The sequence below is a fragment of the Streptomyces sp. NBC_01537 genome (assembly GCF_045040445.1).
Lineage (GTDB): Bacteria > Actinomycetota > Actinomycetes > Streptomycetales > Streptomycetaceae > Actinacidiphila.
Genome location: NZ_CP109392.1, coordinates 4,915,310 through 4,933,371, shown reverse-complemented (window position 1 = coordinate 4,933,371; position 18,062 = coordinate 4,915,310). Strand labels below are relative to the sequence as shown.

The following is an 18,062-nucleotide window of genomic DNA, read 5'->3' as shown; positions in this document are numbered from 1 at the left end:
GGGCCCTGTGAGCTGCATCATGGAGCCCGACAGCCCCTGTCCGACCCCGTGGAGGCAGCCATGACCGAGTACGACAGCTCGCCCGGCGACAGCACGCGCAGCGTGCACGCCGGGCGGCCTCCGGCGGCCCCGTACGAGCCCTCGCTGCCCGGGCCGGTGTTCGCGGCCCACTACCACCTGCCGGGCGAGCCGGACGGCCCGTACACGTACGGGCGCGACGAGAACCCGACCTGGACGCTGCTGGAGCAGGCGCTGTCCGAGCTGGAGTCCCCGGACACGCCCGCCGAGACGGTGGTCTTCTCGTCCGGCATGGGGGCGGTGTCCTCCGTACTGCTGTCGCAGGTCGGCGCGGGCGACACCGTGGTGCTGCCGGCGGACTGCTACCAGGCGACCCGCTCCCTGCGCTCGCGTCTGGAGTCCTACGGCGTGACCGTACGGCTCGCGCCCACCGCCGGGGACGCGCAGCTGGACGTGCTCGACGGGGCCAAGCTGCTGTGGATCGAGACACCGTCCAACCCCGGCCTCGACGTGTGCGACATCCGCCGCCTCGCGCAGGCCGCGCACGAGGCGGGCGCGCTGGTCGCCGTGGACAACACTCTGGCCACCCCGCTCGGTCAGCGGCCCCTGGAGCTGGGCGCCGACTTCTCCCTCGCCAGCGGCACCAAGGCCCTGTCCGGCCACGGCGACCTGCTGCTGGGCTATGTGACCGCCCGGCGCCCCGAACTGGCCGCGTCGGTGCGCCTGTGGCGCAAGACGGTGGGCGCGATCCCCGGGCCGATGGAGGCCTGGCTCGCGCACCGCTCGCTGTCCACGCTCGCGCTGCGCGTGGACCGCCAGGCGGCCAACGCCCTCGCACTGGCCACGGTGCTGCGCGACCGCACCGAGGTCACCGACCTGCGCCACCCCGGCCTGCTGGACGACCCCGCGCACACGGTGGCGGCGGCGCAGATGAGCCGCTACGGCAGCGTGGTGTCCTTCACCCTCCCGGACAAGGAGTACGCCGACCGGTTCCTCGGCGCGCTGCTGCTCACCACCGAGGCGACCAGCTTCGGAAGCGTGACGAGCACGGCCGAGCGCCGCGCCCGCTGGGGCGGCGACGCGGTCCCCGAGGGCTTCATCCGCTTCTCGGTGGGCGTGGAGGACGCGGCAGACATCGTGCGGGACGTGACGCAGGCGCTGGACACGGCCGCGGCGAAGTAGCCGGTGCGGCAGACCAACACGGAAGGGGTGGCCCGAGCCTCCCCCCTCGTGGCTCGGACCACCCTGGTCACCGGGGCGGATTCCGAGATCCGCTGATCCGCTCGAACAAGGCTAGTTGACTCTGCGTCAGTGTCCAATCACACAACCGATGAAGACTCATCGATATATTGATACCTAAGGACACGACAGGGACGCGACAAGAAGGAGCAGCTCCATGGATCTGGCTCTGCTGCGCACCTTCGTCACCGTGCACCGAGCCGGCTCCTTCACCCGGGCCGCCCAGCTCCTCGGCCTGTCCCAGCCCGCCGTCACCGGCCAGATACGGACCCTGGAACGCCAGGTCGGCCGCCCGCTCTTCCTGCGCCTGCCGCGCGGGGTCGCGCCCACGACCATCGGCGACGAGCTCGCCCACAAGGTGGCCCCGCACCTCGACGCCCTCCTGCAGATCGCCGAACACGAGCTCGACGTCGAATCGGCCAGCCGCACCCTGCACCTCGCCGGTCCCCCCACCTTCACCGCCCTGCGCGCGCTGCCCGCCCTCGCGCCGCTCGCCACCGACGGACTGGACCTGCGCATCAGCATCACCCGGGACGAGGAGGGCCTCAGCGGACTCGCCGCCGGCCACCACGACCTCGCCATCGGCACCGTACGGCCGCGCGACCGGCTGCTGACCGCCACCCCCCTGTGGGACGAGGAGCAGATGCTGGTCGCCTCCCCCGCCTGGCAGGACCACATCGGCGGCCCACAGGCCGTCCCGGCCCAGGGACCCTCCGTCCTCGACGACGTACCGGTCGTCGCCTACGACGAGTCGCTGCCGCTGCTGACCCACTACTGGTCGGCCGTCTTCGACACCCGCACCTCGCATGTGCCCGCCATCGTCGTGCCCGACCTGCGCGCGGTGCTGGAATGCGTCATCGCCGGGGTCGGCATGGCCGTCCTGCCGCGCTACCTGTGCTGCGACGCCCTCGCCGACGGCCAGGTCGTGGCCCTCCTCGACCCGCCCCTGCCACCGCTGCGCACCTACTTCCTGTCGGTGCGCGCCGGTACGCTCGCGCTGCCCAACGTCGCGCGGGCGCACGACCATCTGCTCCAGGCCGCAGCCGCCTGGTAGCCGTCTGGTCACCGCCGGCCGAACCGCGGGTTCCGGATTCGCCGCCCCGGAGGTGTTTGCCGCCACCCGTGCCGCGGCAGATCTCAGGCATGCCCCCGGACATCGAAGCACCGGCCACACCCACCGGGGCCAACACCCGGCCCGTGGTCAAACGCACCGCCCGCGCGATCCTGCTCGACGGCGATTCCCTGGTCCTGATCAAGCGCACCAAGCCCGGCCTCTCCCCGTACTGGATCACGCCCGGCGGCGGCGTCGACCCCGAGGACGCCACCATCGTCGACGCCCTCCACCGCGAGCTGGACGAGGAACTGGGCGCCAAGGCCACCGACGTCGTCCCCGCGTTCGTCGACACCATCGAGCACATCGCGGAGGACGGCTCGCACGGCGTCAAAGTGCAGCACTTCTTCGTCTGCCGGCTGGCGTCCATGGACCCGGGCCGCCGGCACGGCCCCGAGGTGGACGAGCCGAGCGGCGAATACGACGTCGTGCGCGTGCCGTTCAGCCGGGTCGGGCTCGCCTCGGTGGAGATCGTTCCGCTGACCCTGCGGCACTACCTGGACGCGAACATCGAGGGCGTACTGGGCCTGCTCTCCCCCGACCTGGGCTAGGCCCGCAGGAAGGTCCCTAGTCGCCGGCCGCCACGAGTTCCTCGACCAGATCGTGCCGGATCCGCTGCGAGGGGATGCCGCCGCGCACCAGCGTGTCGACACCGCTGCGGATCATCCCCGGCGGGCCGCTCAGATACCCGTCGTAGCCGTGCCACGGCCCGTACTGCCGTACGGCGTCGGTGATCGGTCCGTCCGCCACCGGCCGCACCGACAGCCAGGAGGAGTGCTGCTCCTGCAGCCGCAGCATCGTGTCCAGGTCGTACAGGTCACGGTCGCTGCGCGCGCCGTAGAAGACCTCCACGGTCCGCTTGCGACCGTGCTCGACGACATCCTCGACCAGCGCCTTGATGGGCGCTATGCCGGTGCCGCCGCCCAGGCACAGAAGGCCGTTGTCAGTGCTGTGGTCCACAATCATGGAACCGGCGGGCGGACCGAGCCGGATGACATCACCCGGCCGGGCCCGGCGCACCAGCGCGGTGCTGACCCAGCCGGCCGGGACGGCTCTGATGTGGAAGGACAGCAGGCCGTCGGGACGGGGGGACGACGAGAAGGAGTAGTGCCGCCACACGCGCGGCCACCAGGGGGTCTCCAGGGTCGTGTACTGCCCAGCGAGATAGGGATACGGCTGGTCGGGTCGGACCGTCAGCACCGCTATGTCGGATGTGCGGCACTCATGCGACACGATCTCCGCCTGCCACCAGGGCGGGGAGCGCCGCTCGTCGGCGGCCGCCGCATCGATCATGGTCTGCGAGATCACGGTGTACGCGCGCACCCACGCGGCCTCCGTCTCAGGGCTCCACACCGCCGACGCGTAACGGGTCAGCGCGCCGATCAGACACTCACCGACGGCCGGATAGTGCTCGGGCCGCGTGCCGTACTTGCGGTGTCCCCTGCCCAGGTTGGCCAGATACTCGGTCAGGACAGGGGCGTTGTCGATGTGCTCGGCGGCGGTGAGCAGCGCCTTCACCAACCGGTCCCGCTGGGCGTCCATCGCGGCCGGGAACAGCTCGCGCAGCTCCGGGTGCCGGATGAACAGCAGCGCGTAGAAGTACGACGTCGTCCGGTCCGCGACCGGGGCGACCTCGGCCATCGTGCGGCGGATCAGTACGGCGTCCGGAGAGGGCTGCGGCGGCTGCTGAGGCGGCGGCAACGGCGGCTGCGGGCTGGCCGTCGGCTGTGCGGGTATTCGGGCCGGCGCGGGCACCTCGGCGTGCGGCAGGCCCTCCTCCGCGCCCACGTCCGGCCGTTCATGCCGCTCCTCCTCGTTCACATCCCTGCCGGGAGTGAACCAGCCCGAGCTCTCTCCGGCCGAACCGGCCGAATTCGTGGTCAGAGCGTCCATGGTGAGCGTCGCCTCGCGCTTCTCCTGGTCCTGCCGGGAAAGCCTGCCACGGAGAATTCGCCGCACCGGACAAATAGCCGGAAGCGGGGAAAGAGGGATACCACCGGCGCTAGGCTGTCCCGTCGCCTGTGCGCCGGGTCTCCGCGCAGAACGCAGTCGACCCTACCCGGAACGGGATGCTCCACAAGAGTTCACAGGCTCACGTGACCCTCGCCACGCGCCAATCCGTACGCTTCACGCAAATCATCACCGGTGTACGCAAATGTGGCCATCCCGGTCACATGATGATCGCCGTTGACCGCCACCGAGACCGGCACCGCCTCGAACAGCGCCGTGTCCGACAGCGAATCCCCGTACGCCACGCAGTCCGCCCGCCCCACCCCGTACCGCGCGCACAGCTCGTCAGCCACGGTCACCTTCGTCTCCGGCAGCATGATCCCCGCCAGGTCCAGGACCGCCTCCGCCGAGAACGGCACCTCCGGGAAGCGCGACGCCCGCGCCTCGTGCACACCCCAGCCGCGCAGCCTGCGCACGAAGAAGTCCGGCGACAACGACACCACCGCGCAGTACTCCCCCCGCGCCCTGATGTCCGCCCACACCTCCCGTATCCCCCGCAGCCACGGCGAGCCCTCGAACGCCGCCCTCAACTGCGCCTCGGTCAGCGCCGTCCACCACTCGTAGGCCCGCTCCGCATACCCTGGCGGATCGATGGCCCCCTGCCCAAGCGCCGCCTCCAACTGCCGGAACTCCTCCACGACACCGAGCTCCCGGGCGATCTCCATGCTCGCCGACGACCCCCGCATCAGCGTCCCGTCCATGTCGAATATGTGCAGCCGAGTCACGCCGTACCCTCCCGATAGCCGGATGCCCGCGCATCCCCCACCAGGGCATTCTGCCGGTATGACCATGCCGCCCGTCCCCCGCCTGACCGGTGCAGGTTCACGTTTCAGCCCAAGGCGTCCATCAGGCCGATGACGTAGGCGTCCAGTCGCTGCTCCACCGCCCGCGTCGTCAGCTCCGCTCTTCCCGCCTCCCGCCACGGCCGTGCCACCCACTGTGCCGCCGCCGCGAACGCCAACGCGTCCAGCAACCGCCAGTACAGCCGCTCCTCCGGAGTCGCGGCCAGAACCCCACCGGCCTTCTCGTACTCCTCCGCGAACCGCAGGCCCCACGGGGATCCGTGGAGCAGCGCGAGGTTGCTCGAGCAGTGCGCCACGTCGAGGTCCGCCGGGCCCCAGGACGTCTGCACCCAGTCGACGACCCCGGTGATCCGGAGATCCGCCGGGCTCTCGGGCGACACATCGAACAGAACGTTGCCGGGGTGGAAGTCCCGGTGCAGGAACCGCCCCTCATATCTCGGCGCAGGCTTTCGGATCACGTCGACCGCCGCGGCCCATGCCACCGCGTCGGCCCCGTCCGGCGGAACGACGGCGTCGGCAGTCGTCCACGCCTCGTACTCATGAGGCCGTTCGGCGAACCGCAGCGCGTGGATCGCCACGAGTTCACGGGCCAGCAGAGGGAGGCGCGCCTCCAGTCCCTCGTCATCGAGGACGGTCCGGCCCGGCAGATGCGTCATGAGCAGCGACGGATACTCACAATGCGCGGCGGCCGCGTCCACCGCGACCGGCCCGGGAGCCCGGACACCGGTCCCCGCGAGCAGGGCGAGGGTGGTGGCCTCGCGGTACAGCAGGCCCTCGGCATGCTCGGCGAAGAACGGATCGGCGAAGGTCCGCAGCACCAGATGGCGGGTTCCACGGTTCGGCGCGGCGACGGTCAGCCGCCGCATCTCGGCGGTGATGCCGCCGTGCAGCGCCTCGGTTTCGATGATCCGTTCGCCCGCGTTCAGCTGCCGGCCCGCCCAGGCCAGGGCGCGCGGCCGGACGGACCCGTCCTCGTGGTGATCGGTCACCGCGCCAGCCCACCATCCGGGCGCCCACCCCCGCAATGGACTTTGTCCTACGTCTGGGCCATGTCCACAAAGCGTGAGTAGTGGCCCTGGAAGGCGACCGTGATCGTCGCCGTAGGACCGTTACGGTGCTTGGCCACGATCAGGTCCGCCTCGCCCGCGCGCGGGGACTCCTTCTCGTACGCGTCCTCACGGTGCAGCAGGATGACCATGTCCGCGTCCTGCTCGATCGAGCCCGATTCACGGAGGTCGGAGACCATCGGCTTCTTGTCGGTGCGCTGCTCGGGGCCACGGTTCAGCTGCGACAGCGCGATCACCGGGACTTCGAGCTCCTTGGCCAGCAGCTTGAGGTTTCGGGACATGTCCGAGACCTCCTGCTGACGGCTCTCAGGACGCCGGGAGCCGCCGGACTGCATGAGCTGGAGGTAGTCGATGACGACCAGCCGCAAATCGTTTCGCTGCTTCAGGCGGCGGCACTTGGCGCGGATCTCCATCATCGACAGGTTGGGCGAATCGTCGATGAAGAGCGGCGCCGCCGAGACGTCGGGCATGCGGCGGGCCAGCCGCGTCCAGTCGTCGTCGGTCATCGAGCCGGAGCGCATGTGGTGCAGGGCGACCCGCGCCTCTGCGGACAGCAGTCGCATCGCGATCTCGTTGCGGCCCATTTCGAGGGAGAAGATGACGCTGGGCATGCCGTTGGTGATCGAGCAGGCACGGGCAAAATCCAGTGCCAGCGTCGATTTGCCCATGGCCGGGCGGGCGGCGATGACGATCATCTGGCCGGGGTGGAGGCCGTTCGTCAGCGAGTCGAGGTCGGTGAAGCCGGTGGGGACGCCGGACATCTGGCCGCTGCGGGAGCCGATGGCCTCGATCTCGTCGAGGGCGCCTTCCATGATGTCGCCGAGGGGGAGGTAGTCCTCGCTGGTGCGCTGCTCGGTGACGGCGTAGATCTCGGCCTGGGCGGAGTTGACGATCTCGTCGACGTCGCCGTCGGCGGCGTATCCCATCTGGGTGATCCGGGTGCCGGCCTCGACGAGCCTTCGCAGGACGGCTCGTTCGTGGACGATCTCGGCGTAGTACTCGGCGTTGGCGGCGGTGGGGACCGCGTTGACCAGGGTGTGGAGGTAGGGGGGGCCGCCGACCTTGGTGAGCTCGCCGCGTTTGGTGAGTTCGGCGGCGATGGTGATGGGGTCGGCGGGCTCGCCGCGGGCGTAGAGGTCGAGGATCGCGGAGTAGATGGTCTCGTGGGCGGGGCGGTAGAAGTCGGCGCCTTTGAGGACTTCGACGACGTCGGCGATGGCGTCCTTGGACAGGAGCATGCCGCCGAGGACGGACTGCTCGGCGTCGAGGTCCTGCGGGGGTACGCGTTCGAAGCCGCCGGGGAAACCGTCGTCGCGGGAGCGGTCGTTGTCACGGCCACCGTCACGACCGCCGTCACGGCTGCCGCGGGAGTCGTCCTTCTTGCGGAAGCGGGTGACGGGGAGATGGTCGCTCGGGCCGTTGTCGGGGAGGCCTCCGTCGGGCGGGAAGGGAGGCTCCTCGCCCCAGTGGTCGTCCGCGGGTTCGGGCTGGCTCACCCCCGTCACCTCCCTCCCGTGCGGCGGACCGCTGTGTTGCTTTGCTTGCTCAGGCTTTCTTACGCCACAGCTCTGACATCGAGCCGCCGTACGCCCCATCCGGCGCGTCGGCGACGGTCCACCGTAGGGGTCCCGGGCGCCCTCAGCCAAGATGGTTATCCACAGGCCCGGCGGCAGCCTGGGGATGAAAGCGCCCCCTCCTGTGGGAAACCCCCTCCAGCCTGTGCACAGGGCGGGGGACAGCCACGTGGACAACCACACAATCACCCAATGATCAGCGCCCTGACCTGCACTTTCTCCATCCACCCACTGTGGACAAGAAAAACTTTCACAGTCGGCTCAAGATCGCGACAAACGGCAGGGAGGAGATCACTCTACGCAGTCAGAGGTAATGGACTGATGGCAGTTGCAGTCATTACATGTGGATGATTACCCTGAGCGAATGCCACAGGCTCTCGACACCCGCCACCGCGACGCTCGCCGCGACTCCCGCCGCGATGCCCGCCGTGCCGGAAGACGCCACGACCGGGAGATCATCGGGCTCGCCCTGCCCGCCTTCGCCGCGCTGGTCGCCGAGCCGCTCTTCCTCCTGGCCGACAGCGCCATCGTGGGCCACCTCGGCACCGCGCAGCTCGCCGGACTCGGGATCGCCGGAACCTTCATCGCCACCGCCGTCGGGGTCTTCGTCTTCCTCGCCTACGCCACCACCGCCGCCGTCGCCCGCCGGGTCGGAGCCGGCGACCTGCCCGCCGCGATCCGCCAGGGCATGGACGGAATCTGGCTCGCGCTGATCCTCAGCGCCGTCGTCGTCGCCGCGGTCGTCCCCGCCGCCCCCGCCCTCGTCGGCCTCTCCGGCGCCTCCGGCACCGCCGCGCCCTACGCGGTCACGTATCTACGCATCAGCGCCCTCGGCATCCCCGCGATGCTCGTCGTCTTCGCCGCCACCGGCGTCCTGCGCGGCCTGCAGGACACCCGGACCCCGCTCTACGTCGCCGTGGGCGGCTTCGCCGCGAACGCCGGGCTGAACACCGGGCTCGTCTACGGCGCCGGGCTCGGCATCGCGGGCTCGGCGTGGGGCACCGTCATCGCGCAGAACGCCATGGCGGCGGTCTACGTCGCCGTGGTCGTCCGGGGCGCCCGCCGCCATGGGGCCTCGCTGCGGCCGGACACCGCCGGGATCCGGGCCTGCGCGCGGGCCGGGGGGCCGCTGCTGATCCGGACGGTGTGCCTGCGCGCGATCCTGATGGTGGCGACGGCGGTGGCGGCCCGGCTGGGCGATGTCTCGACAGCCGCCCACCAGATCGCCTTCACGCTGTGGCTGCTGCTGGGCTTCGGCCTCGACGCGATAGCCATAGCGGGGCAGGCCATCATCGGCCGCTACCTGGGCGCCGGGGATCCGGACGGCGCCAGGGCGGCCTGCCGTCGCATGGTGCAGTGGGGGATCGCCTCGGGCGTCGTGCTGGGCCTGCTGCTGGCCGCCGCCCGGCCGCTGGTCGTACCGCTGTTCACCAGCGATCCGGCGGTGCACGACGCACTGATGCCCGTGTTGCTGATCGTCGCGCTGTCCCAGCCCCTCATGGGGGTGGTCGCGGTGCTCGACGGGGTCCTGATGGGCGCCGGCGAGGGCTCGTATCTGGCCTGGTCGATGCTGCTCACCCTCGCCGTCTTCACCCCGGCGGCCGTGGCCGTACCGGCCCTGGGCGGCGGCCTCACCGCGCTGTGGTGGGCGCTGACGCTGATGATGCTGACCCGCACGGCCACCCTGCGATGGCGGGCGCGGTCGGGAAAGTGGCTGGTGACGGGCGCCGTACGGAGCTGAGCCCGACGCACAACGCACGGAGGGCCGGAACCTTGCGGTTCCGGCCCTCCAACGCGTTGACCGCGCAGCGTTACGCCGCGACGACCTCGACGTCCAGGCTGGCCGCGACCTCGGGGTGCAGACGCACCGAGATCTTGTGCGAGCCCAGGGTCTTGATCGGCGAGCCGATCTCGACACGGCGCTTGTCCACGTCCGGACCACCGGCGGCCTTGATGGCCACAGCGATGTCGGACGGGGTCACCGAGCCGAACAGACGGCCGGCGTCACCCGCGCGGGTGGCCAGCTTGACCTTGACGCCTTCGAGCTGGCCCTTGATGGACGTGGCCTGCTCGATGGTCTGGATGTCGCGGATCCGGCGCGCGCGGCGGATCGCCTCGACGTCCTTCTCGCCACCCTTGGTCCACGCGATCGCGAAACCGCGGGGGACCAGGTAGTTGCGGGCGTACCCGCTCTTGACCTCGACGACATCGCCGGCGGCACCGAGGCCACTGACCTCATTGGTGAGGATGATCTTTGCCATGCTGATTCACCCTCCCTTAGCGAGCGGTCGAGGTGTAGGGCAGCAGCGCCATCTCACGGCTGTTCTTCACGGCCGTGGCGACGTCACGCTGGTGCTGGGTGCAGTTGCCGGTGACACGACGGGCACGGATCTTGCCGCGGTCGGAAATGAACTTCCGCAGCAGGTTCGTGTCCTTGTAGTCCACGTAGTTGATCTTGTCCTTGCAGAACACGCAAACCTTCTTCTTAGGCTTGCGAGCAGGCGGCTTCGCCATTGTCTCTCTCCAGTGTGATCAAGAAGTTTGAACGGTGCCGCCCTTAGAAGGGAGGCTCGTCCGAGTAGCCGCCGCCGGAACCGCCGGAGTTGCCGGAGCCGCCGCCCCAGCCACCACCGCCGCCACCGCCGCTGCCCTGGCCGCCACCGGCCGGAGCGCTGGTCGCCCACGGGTCGTCGGCAGGAGCGCCGCCCTGGCCGCCGCCGGAGCCTCCGCCCCAGCTGCCGCCCTGGCCGCCACCGCCGCCGCCGTTGTAACCACCCTGGCCGCCGCGCGCACCGCCGCCGCCGCTGGTCTTGGTGACCTTGGCGGTGGCACTGCGCAGGCTGGCGCCGACCTCGTCGACATCCAGCTCGTAGACCGTCCGCTTCTCACCGGTGTTCGTCTCGTAGGTCCGCTGCTTGAGCCGGCCCTGAACGATGACGCGCATGCCGCGCTGGAGCGACTCGGCCACGTTCTCCGCCGCCTGACGCCAGACCGAGCAGGTCAGGAACAGGCTCTCGCCGTCCTTCCACTCGTTGGTCTGCCGGTCGAAGGTGCGGGGTGTGGACGCGACACGGAACTTCGCGACCGCCGCACCCGACGGGGTGAAGCGCAGCTCGGGATCGTCGACAAGATTGCCGACGACCGTGATGACGGTCTCGCCTGCCATGGTGGGTGACCTCTCGGCGTTCTTTGGCTACTCGGTTTCCCGAATGCCTTGAGCCGTCAGGCTCAGTGGGTTTCGGGGCGGAGGACCTTGGTCCGGAGGACCGACTCGTTCAGGTTGAGCTGACGGTCGAGCTCCTTGACAACCTCAGGAGTGGCGTTGAGGTCGATGACCGAGTAAATGCCCTCGGGCTTCTTCTTGATCTCGTACGAGAGACGACGACGGCCCCAGGTGTCGACCTTCTCGACCTTGCCGCCGCCATTGCGGACGACGCCGAGGAAGTTCTCGATCAGCGGGGAGACAGCGCGCTCCTCAAGATCGGGGTCGAGAATGAGCATCAGCTCGTAGTGACGCATGTGGAACCCACCTCCTTTGGACTCAGCGGCCACGGAACTTCCGTAGCAGGAGGGTTTGCATCGCGTCGCAACGGTATCGCGGGCCACTGACAATCGAGCTTGGCGCTCGTTCGGGCAGCACAGACACCGGTGCAGAGGGTAAAGACTACCCGCACCGTCCCTTCCGGTTGAAATCCGCTGCTCAATGCCCGCAATCTGTACACATCGGCTCCGCTTCGCCCTGCTCCTTACGGAGGTGCCACATGGCACAGGCAGTACGCCAGCAGCAGCACAGGTTCCGGTTCACCCTCAACAGCGACGGACAGCCCCATCCCCTGGAGAACACCCTGGTCGCGGTGACTCTGGCGCTGGGGCTCGTCGCCTTCGTCACGGCGTTCTTCTACAACCTGCACCTGCTGAGCTCCTGGACGGGTCTGGTGGGGATCCTCACCGGGGCGTACGGCCAGTACCGCTCGGCGACCACGGCGGAGCGCTACGGGCTGATCATCGGGCTCGGGCTGGCGGCCGTCGGCTTCTACCTGGGGATGGCCCACGGCGGCCTCTTCGGAGGGGTCTTCTGAGGGGTCCCTCAGGGCAGTCATCCACAGCCCTCGGCTGGGGCGTTGCCCATCCGCAGTAGGCTACGGCGCAGTAATGCCGTAGCCGCAGTAGCGATGGGGAGCGCCCCGCATGAGCTTGACCCTGAGGAACATCAGTCGGGAACAGCACCTGGCGTACATCCAGAGCCTGCCGTCGGCGAGCCACTGCCAGGTCCCGGCGTGGGCGGACGTCAAGAACGAGTGGCGGTCCGAGAATCTGGGCTGGTTCGACGACAAGACCGGTGAGCTGGTCGGCGCCGGGCTGGTGCTGTACCGGCAGCTGCCCAAGGTCAAGCGGTATCTCGCGTACCTGCCCGAGGGCCCGGTGATCAACTGGTACGCCCCGAATCTGGACGAGTGGCTGCGGCCGATGCTGGCCCACCTCAAGGCCCAGGGCGCCTTCACCGTCAAGATGGGCCCCCCGGTCGTCATCCGCCGCTGGGACGCCACCGCGATCAAGGCCGGCATCGCCGACGCCGACGTCAAGCGGCTGCGCGACGTCGAGGCCACGCAGATCGAGCCGCGCGCCTTCGAGGTCGCCGACCGGCTGCGCCGTATGGGCTGGCAGCAGGGCGAGGACGGCGGCGCCGGCTTCGGCGACGTACAGCCCCGCTTCGTCTTCCAGGTGCCGCTGGAGGACCGCAGCCTGGACGACGTCCAGAAGGGCTTCAACCAGCTCTGGCGGCGCAACATCAAGAAGGCCGAGAAGCTCGGCGTCGAGGTCGTTCAGGGCGGCTACGACGACCTTCCGGTCTGGCAGGACCTCTACGAGATCACCGCCGTCCGTGACCACTTCCGGCCGCGCCCCCTGTCGTACTTCCAGCGCATGTGGACCGCGCTGAACGCCGAGGACCCCAACCGCATGCGGCTCTACCTCGCCAAGCACGAGGGCGAGGTGGTCGCCGCCGCGACCATGCTGATCGTCGGCGGCCACGTCTGGTACTCCTACGGCGCCTCCGCCAACCACAAGCGCGAGGTCCGGCCCAGCAACGCCATGCAGTGGCGCATGCTGCGGGACGCGTACGCGCTGGGCGCGAGCGTCTACGACCTGCGCGGCATCTCCGACTCCCTCGACGAGACCGACCATCTGTTCGGACTCATCCAGTTCAAGGTGGGCACTGGCGGCCAGGCTGCCGAATACTTGGGCGAGTGGGATTTCCCGCTCAACAAGCTGCTTCACAAGGCTCTCGACATCTACATGTCCCGCCGCTGAGAAAGGTCCCCGCCTTAGCCATGGCGCTCACCCTGTACGTCGACACCGCGCGCTGGCGTGCACACCAGCAGTCCGTGGCGGAGCAATTCCCCGGCCTCGTCCCCGTCTGCAAGGGCAACGGCTACGGCTTCGGCAACGAACGCCTCGCCGACGAGTCCACCCGCCTCGGCGCCGACACCCTCGCCGTCGGCACGACGTACGAAGCCGCCAGGATCAAGGACTGGTTCAGCGGCGACCTGCTCGTCCTCACCCCCTACCGGCTCGGCGAGGAGCCCGTTCCGCTCCCCGACCGCGCCATACGGTCCGTCTCGTCGGTGGAGGGCGTACGCGGCCTGGTCGGCGCCCGGGTCGTCATCGAGGTCATGAGCAGCATGAAGCGGCACGGCGTCAGCGAGGACGACCTGGTCAAGCTGCATTCCGCCATCGACGACGTCCGCCTCGAGGGCTTCGCCATCCACCTGCCCCTGGACCGCACCGACGGCTCCGACGCCGTCGAGGAGGTCTTCGGCTGGATGGAGCGGCTGCGGGTGGCCGGCCTGCCGCTCGGCACCATGTTCGTCAGCCACCTCAAGGCCACCGAGCTCGCCCAGCTCCAGCAGCAGTTCCCCCGCACCCGCTTCCGGGCCCGCATCGGCACCCGGCTCTGGCTCGGCGACCACGAAGCCACCGAGTACCGCGGCGCGGTCCTGGACGTCACCCGTATCGCCAAGGGCGAGCGCTACGGCTACCGCCAGCAGAAGGCCGCCGACGACGGCCACCTGGTGGTCGTGGCGGGCGGCACGTCCCACGGGGTGGGCCTGGAGGCCCCGAAGGCCATGCACGGCCTGATGCCGCGCGCCAAGGGCGTGGCCCGGGCGGGGCTGGCCACGGTCAACCGGAACCTGTCGCCCTTCGTGTGGGCGGGCAAGCAGCGCTGGTTCGCCGAGCCGCCGCACATGCAGGTGTCCATCCTGTTCCTGCCCAACGATGTGGCTCCGCCGGCGGTGGGCGATGAGCTGGTGGCACATCTGCGGCACACGACGACGACGTTCGACCGGGTCGTCGACCGGTAACCGGAAGCCGCCCACAGACCGGAGGGGACGGCCGCAACTTTGCCTTGCGGCCGCCCCCTCCCCATGGCCGGCCCCTCTTACGAAGGCGGCAGCAGTTCCATCAGCCTCGTCCCGGCCTTCCACTGAGCGAGCAAGGGCCTCGGCATCATGAAGATGCCACTCTGCGCGGCGAGAAAGGCTGCAGGCTGGCTGATCCTGCAGGTGGCGACGAACAGCGCTACGTCGGCCCGGTGCAGGGGCTTCGCCGTACTTGCGAATGCCTGCATCTCAGCCCGCGGAATGGTGCGGTTCGGGGCGTGCCGCTTGCACTGCACGGCCAGTCGCCGCCCATCCGGCAGGACAGCCATGACATCTACGCCGTGGTCGTCCGGACCTCCGGTGACCAGCACATCGGTGCAACCATCTCGGAGACACAGCTCAGCCACATGATGCTCGAACTCCTTCCAGCTCATGGCATCCATGCGCTCCATGAGAGCCAGCAGTTCCGTCTGGCGCTTGACCGCCGACGCGCCGTACATGGTGGTCTTCATCCGGTCCACGTCTTCACGCAACTGTCGAAGCTCTCGGGCATGCTCGCCGACCGTCTCCGTCTGAGCGTTCTGGGTCCTCACCACCGTCCATTGCAGGAGTGAGTAGTACCTGCGCTCGCTGATGCGCACCATGTGGGAGTCCAGGTCCTCCAAATCCCGTCCAAACGGCTGTTTCGCGCAGCGGCAGGCCCGCAGGCTTTCCTCGGAGTCGAGCAGGTACGTGCGCACTCGTACCGCGATGTGGCTGTCGCGGAGCAACATCGCGACGTTGAGAACCGTGCGCCTGGCAAAGAGCGCGAGCGACCGGGTACGCGACTGGATTCCACTGACTCGCTTGAAGCGAGTCAGTGCCTCGCCTGTCACGACCCGGTATCCGTTCCTCTCCAGTTCCTCCCGGTGATCCGAGACCATGTTGTAGATCACCGTCTCGCCGACCTCGAAATACTGAGCGACCATCGCGGTCGTCACATGCAGATCGTCCGGCAGCAGGGTCAGAGTCTTGACCCGATCCAGCACTTCGGTTCGCTCAGACACCCTGTCTCGCAGGGTCCGAGACTCCAGCAGAACCGCTTCCATACTCATCACTCGGCCCGCCCCACGGCGATGCCTTCGTCAGCCGCCACGATGAGCGACTTGATGTGTCCGTCCATACGAACCACCTCCCAGGTGGAACATATGGCAAAGAAAATCGAACATCGTATCGTGGACCAGACGTTCATCACACCGAGTGACTCGTTTCGAACCCCCGATCGACGCCCCTAGCCACTCCGGTCCTGGCAGAACCCCTGTGGAAAACGCATCTCACTGAGTGCCTCAAAGCAACTCAGTCGAGGGCACGGTCCACCTGCACCCCGCCCTCGTAATGCGCAGTCGCATCCCGCCCCTCATGCGCCGCCCGCCCCAGCACGAAAACGTCCTCCGCGCCGTCGAGCACGCCCCCTGAGGGGTCGTCCGACCCGTCCGCGCGCGCCGGGTCGTGCTCCGGGAACCAGATGTCGCGCACGACGACCGCGCACAGGTACAGCGTCCCCAGCAGGTGCACCAGGATGGCGAGGTCATAGCCGTCCTGCGGCAGGCCCTTGTTGTTGCCGCCGGTCGTGTAGGCGAGGTACAGCCAGATGCCGAGGAAGTACATGACCTCGCAGGCCTGCCAGATCAGGAAGTCACGCCAGCGCGGGCGTGCGAGGGCCGCGAGCGGGATGAGCCACAGCACGTACTGCGGCGAGTAGACCTTGTTGGTCAGGATGAAGACCGCAATGACGAGGAACGCGAGCTGCGCGAAGCGGGGCCGCTGCGGCGCGTAGAACGTGAGCGCGGCGATGCCGGCGCAGAGCAGCAGCATCAGGGCGGTCCCGTAGGCGTTCGCCTGTGGGCCGGTGATGGTGAACCCGAAGGTCTGAGTGAGCATGAGCCAGACGGAGCCGTAGTCGACGCCGCGCTCCTGGCTGAAGGTGTAGAACTTCGCCCAGCCGTCCGTCGCGAAGGCCATCACGGGCAGGTTGACCACGAGCCAGGCCCCGACGGCTCCGCCGAAGGCCACGCCCCATGCGCGCATGCGGCCCGCGCGCAGGCAGAGGATGAGCAGGGGGCCGAGCAGCAGCACCGGGTACAGCTTGGCGGCCGTGGCGAGGCCGATGAGGATGCCGGCGGCGAGCGGGCGGCTGCGGGACCAGAGCATCATGCCGGCGGCGGTGAGGGCGACGGCGAACAGGTCCCAGTTGATGGTGGAGGTGAGGGCGAAGGCGGGCGCGAAGGCGACGAGCAGCGCGTCCCAGGGGCGGCGGCGGTTGGTGCGGGCGACGCAGACGGCGATCACGACGGTGCAGACGAGCAGCATGCCCGCGTTGACCATCCAGTAGATCTGCTCGCGGTGCTGGATGGTGCCGCTGTGCGGGGTGAACCAGGACGCGACCTCCATGAAGAGGCCGGTCAGGACCGGGTACTCCAGGTATCCCATGCCGCCGCTGACGGCGTCCGGGATGTGGTTGAAGTACGGCACCAGGTCGTCGGCGAAGCCGCGCCCGTAGTAGAGGTGCGGGATGTCGGAGTAGCAGGCGTGCGCGTACTGCGCGTTCGCGCCGTAGAACCAGCCGCTGTCGTAGCAGGGGATCTTCTGCACCATGCCGAGCGCGAACATCCCGATCGCCACGATCACGATCACTCGCAGCGGGTTCCACCACGGATGGCTCCCGATCGCCGCCCACCGTCCCAGCGGGCCGCCGATCGCCTCGCTGCCGGCCCGCGCGACCGGGTCCTGCGCGGTCGGCGGAACGGTTTCTTCGCGCACACTCGTCATGACCGACATCCTGCCTTACGGACCTGAGCGAGTGCTGTCGTAGTCATGGAACGGCCCTGGAACGGCCGAACGGCCACGGAGAGCTGCTGCTCTCCGCGGCCGCGGAGCCACATGGTCTTCTCTCAGGCGACGCTAAATTTGTCAAGAAATATGGCGTTCTCCGAGTTACTGCGCCGGTATCGGCAGTCCATGGATAATTGCGACCATCGCCCAATCGACGGGAATTACATCATCAGAGTTGTAATCGCGCGCAGCAGCTTTTCTCACTGCATGTCAGTCGATGGTGGGAGATCCGGTAAGATTCCAATCCGGAAGATCGCCCTGACCATCTTCGTCGATGTCATAGACAATTTTCCCATCGGCGGACCAACCACCGTCAAGGCTCGATGTTGCGTAGATACCAGCCCATTGATACTCATTGTGCGAGTCCCCATCCGCATCAAACGAGCCCGTTTCGTGCAGATTGATCGAATTCATCAAGGGGCGGGTCCCGCTACCCTTGACGACGTCATCCCGCTCAACACGCACCACGATGTTGAACTTGTCAAACTTCCTTGTGGTCGCCCCACCATCCCCCCAGGAACCCTTTGCGTATGCCTGGTATGAATTGGTGCCCACCTTTTTGATGCAGAGTTTTATCTTAAAGTCGACATTGTACCCCGTAGTGGGGAATTCCTTTGTCTGGTAGCTAGTGTTGCACGCTTCCGCCGCAGCCGCCGGAGAGGCACTGATAACGGTACCTGTCAGCACGGCCGTGGTTGCGAGCACTGCAATGCTGATCCGCTTTATCGCACGGGTCATATGATCCCCCAAGTAGGACTAAATCATGGTCATATTTTTACGAGCTTATACATGCACCCGTCGACTGGTCAACAGATTTCCTTGACTTGCTACGCGCGTCCGGCAGCGGAGGAAACAGACCACACCACGCTTAAATGAAAATGGAGATGATGTCCCAACGGACGGTGCCACTACTTGGTATGAGGATGTGGCTCGTGAGGTAGCAACGGCAGTCGAAAGCGGCTTGCCGACGAAGTCTTTGGCCGACGATC

General features: G+C 68.4%; 18 protein-coding genes. 7 read left to right on the top strand and 11 right to left on the bottom strand.

The annotated features are described in order from the left end of the window. The first annotated feature begins 60 nt into the window (after positions 1-60). From OG607_RS22690 to OG607_RS22680, 3 genes are all read left to right on the top strand, one after another. Complete coding sequence (locus OG607_RS22690) at positions 61-1,200, top strand: cystathionine gamma-lyase (protein ID WP_405726354.1); 1,140 nt, start codon at positions 61-63, stop codon at positions 1,198-1,200. 214 nt (positions 1,201-1,414) lie between these two features. Further along, positions 1,415-2,311 carry a LysR family transcriptional regulator gene (locus OG607_RS22685; RefSeq protein ID WP_405726351.1) on the top strand — a complete coding sequence of 299 codons (897 nt, stop codon included), beginning with the start codon at positions 1,415-1,417 and terminating at the stop codon, positions 2,309-2,311. 89 nt (positions 2,312-2,400) lie between these two features. Continuing rightward, positions 2,401-2,919 (top strand): NUDIX domain-containing protein, encoded by a 519-nt coding sequence (locus OG607_RS22680; protein WP_405726348.1) that lies wholly within the window; start codon positions 2,401-2,403, stop codon positions 2,917-2,919. A gap of 16 nt (positions 2,920-2,935) precedes the next feature. On the opposite strand, the gene OG607_RS22675 is transcribed toward OG607_RS22680, so the two are convergent. The 4 genes from OG607_RS22675 to dnaB form a co-directional block, all read right to left on the bottom strand. Further along, positions 2,936-4,261, bottom strand: coding sequence for a globin domain-containing protein (locus tag OG607_RS22675; protein ID WP_405726345.1), 1,326 nt, complete (start codon positions 4,259-4,261; stop codon positions 2,936-2,938). Between the two features lie 191 nt (positions 4,262-4,452). Beyond that, positions 4,453-5,103, bottom strand: a complete 651-nt coding sequence (locus OG607_RS22670; protein ID WP_405726342.1) for an HAD family hydrolase — start codon at positions 5,101-5,103, stop codon at positions 4,453-4,455. Between the two features lie 104 nt (positions 5,104-5,207). After that, the gene (locus OG607_RS22665) at positions 5,208-6,170 is read right to left on the bottom strand and encodes a phosphotransferase family protein (protein WP_405726339.1); all 963 of its coding nucleotides are present in this window, start codon (positions 6,168-6,170) and stop codon (positions 5,208-5,210) included. A gap of 47 nt (positions 6,171-6,217) precedes the next feature. Further along, positions 6,218-7,744 (bottom strand): replicative DNA helicase, encoded by a 1,527-nt coding sequence (dnaB, locus tag OG607_RS22660; protein WP_405726336.1) that lies wholly within the window; start codon positions 7,742-7,744, stop codon positions 6,218-6,220. Positions 7,745-8,186: 442 nt separating this feature from the next. On the opposite strand from dnaB, the gene OG607_RS22655 reads away from it, so the two are divergent. Then, the gene (locus tag OG607_RS22655) at positions 8,187-9,563 is read left to right on the top strand and encodes an MATE family efflux transporter (RefSeq protein WP_405726333.1); all 1,377 of its coding nucleotides are present in this window, start codon (positions 8,187-8,189) and stop codon (positions 9,561-9,563) included. 70 nt (positions 9,564-9,633) lie between these two features. On the opposite strand, the gene rplI is transcribed toward OG607_RS22655, so the two are convergent. From rplI to rpsF, 4 genes are all read right to left on the bottom strand, one after another. After that, positions 9,634-10,083 carry a 50S ribosomal protein L9 gene (gene rplI / locus OG607_RS22650; RefSeq protein WP_405726330.1) on the bottom strand — a complete coding sequence of 150 codons (450 nt, stop codon included), beginning with the start codon at positions 10,081-10,083 and terminating at the stop codon, positions 9,634-9,636. 16 nt (positions 10,084-10,099) lie between these two features. After that, on the bottom strand, positions 10,100-10,336 hold the full coding sequence (rpsR, locus tag OG607_RS22645; protein ID WP_055590023.1) for a 30S ribosomal protein S18: 237 nt from the start codon (positions 10,334-10,336) through the stop codon (positions 10,100-10,102). A 43-nt stretch (positions 10,337-10,379) separates the two neighbouring features. Further along, positions 10,380-10,988: a single-stranded DNA-binding protein gene (locus tag OG607_RS22640; protein WP_405726327.1), complete on the bottom strand. Its 609-nt coding sequence runs from the start codon at positions 10,986-10,988 to the stop codon at positions 10,380-10,382. Between the two features lie 62 nt (positions 10,989-11,050). Next, positions 11,051-11,341 (bottom strand): 30S ribosomal protein S6, encoded by a 291-nt coding sequence (gene rpsF, locus OG607_RS22635; RefSeq protein WP_405726324.1) that lies wholly within the window; start codon positions 11,339-11,341, stop codon positions 11,051-11,053. 242 nt (positions 11,342-11,583) lie between these two features. On the opposite strand from rpsF, the gene OG607_RS22630 reads away from it, so the two are divergent. The 3 genes from OG607_RS22630 (at position 11,584) to OG607_RS22620 (ending at position 14,184) form a co-directional block, all read left to right on the top strand. Beyond that, a complete protein-coding gene (locus OG607_RS22630; RefSeq protein ID WP_405726321.1) occupies positions 11,584-11,901 on the top strand; it encodes a hypothetical protein in 318 nt (105 codons plus the stop codon). Between the two features lie 109 nt (positions 11,902-12,010). Beyond that, positions 12,011-13,132, top strand: coding sequence for a lipid II:glycine glycyltransferase FemX (locus OG607_RS22625; protein WP_405726318.1), 1,122 nt, complete (start codon positions 12,011-12,013; stop codon positions 13,130-13,132). 20 nt (positions 13,133-13,152) lie between these two features. Next, positions 13,153-14,184, top strand: a complete 1,032-nt coding sequence (locus OG607_RS22620) for an alanine racemase (RefSeq protein ID WP_405726315.1) — start codon at positions 13,153-13,155, stop codon at positions 14,182-14,184. Between the two features lie 77 nt (positions 14,185-14,261). Here the strand turns inward: OG607_RS22620 and OG607_RS22615 are convergent, their stop codons facing one another. The 3 genes from OG607_RS22615 to OG607_RS22605 form a co-directional block, all read right to left on the bottom strand. After that, entirely contained in the window at positions 14,262-15,248 is a 987-nt protein-coding gene (locus OG607_RS22615) for a restriction endonuclease (protein ID WP_405726312.1), read from the bottom strand. Between the two features lie 289 nt (positions 15,249-15,537). Continuing rightward, a complete protein-coding gene (locus OG607_RS22610) occupies positions 15,538-17,019 on the bottom strand; it encodes a glycosyltransferase family 87 protein (protein ID WP_405726309.1) in 1,482 nt (493 codons plus the stop codon). A gap of 264 nt (positions 17,020-17,283) precedes the next feature. Next, the gene (locus OG607_RS22605; protein WP_405726306.1) at positions 17,284-17,811 is read right to left on the bottom strand and encodes a hypothetical protein; all 528 of its coding nucleotides are present in this window, start codon (positions 17,809-17,811) and stop codon (positions 17,284-17,286) included. Positions 17,812-18,062: the final 251 nt, after the last annotated feature.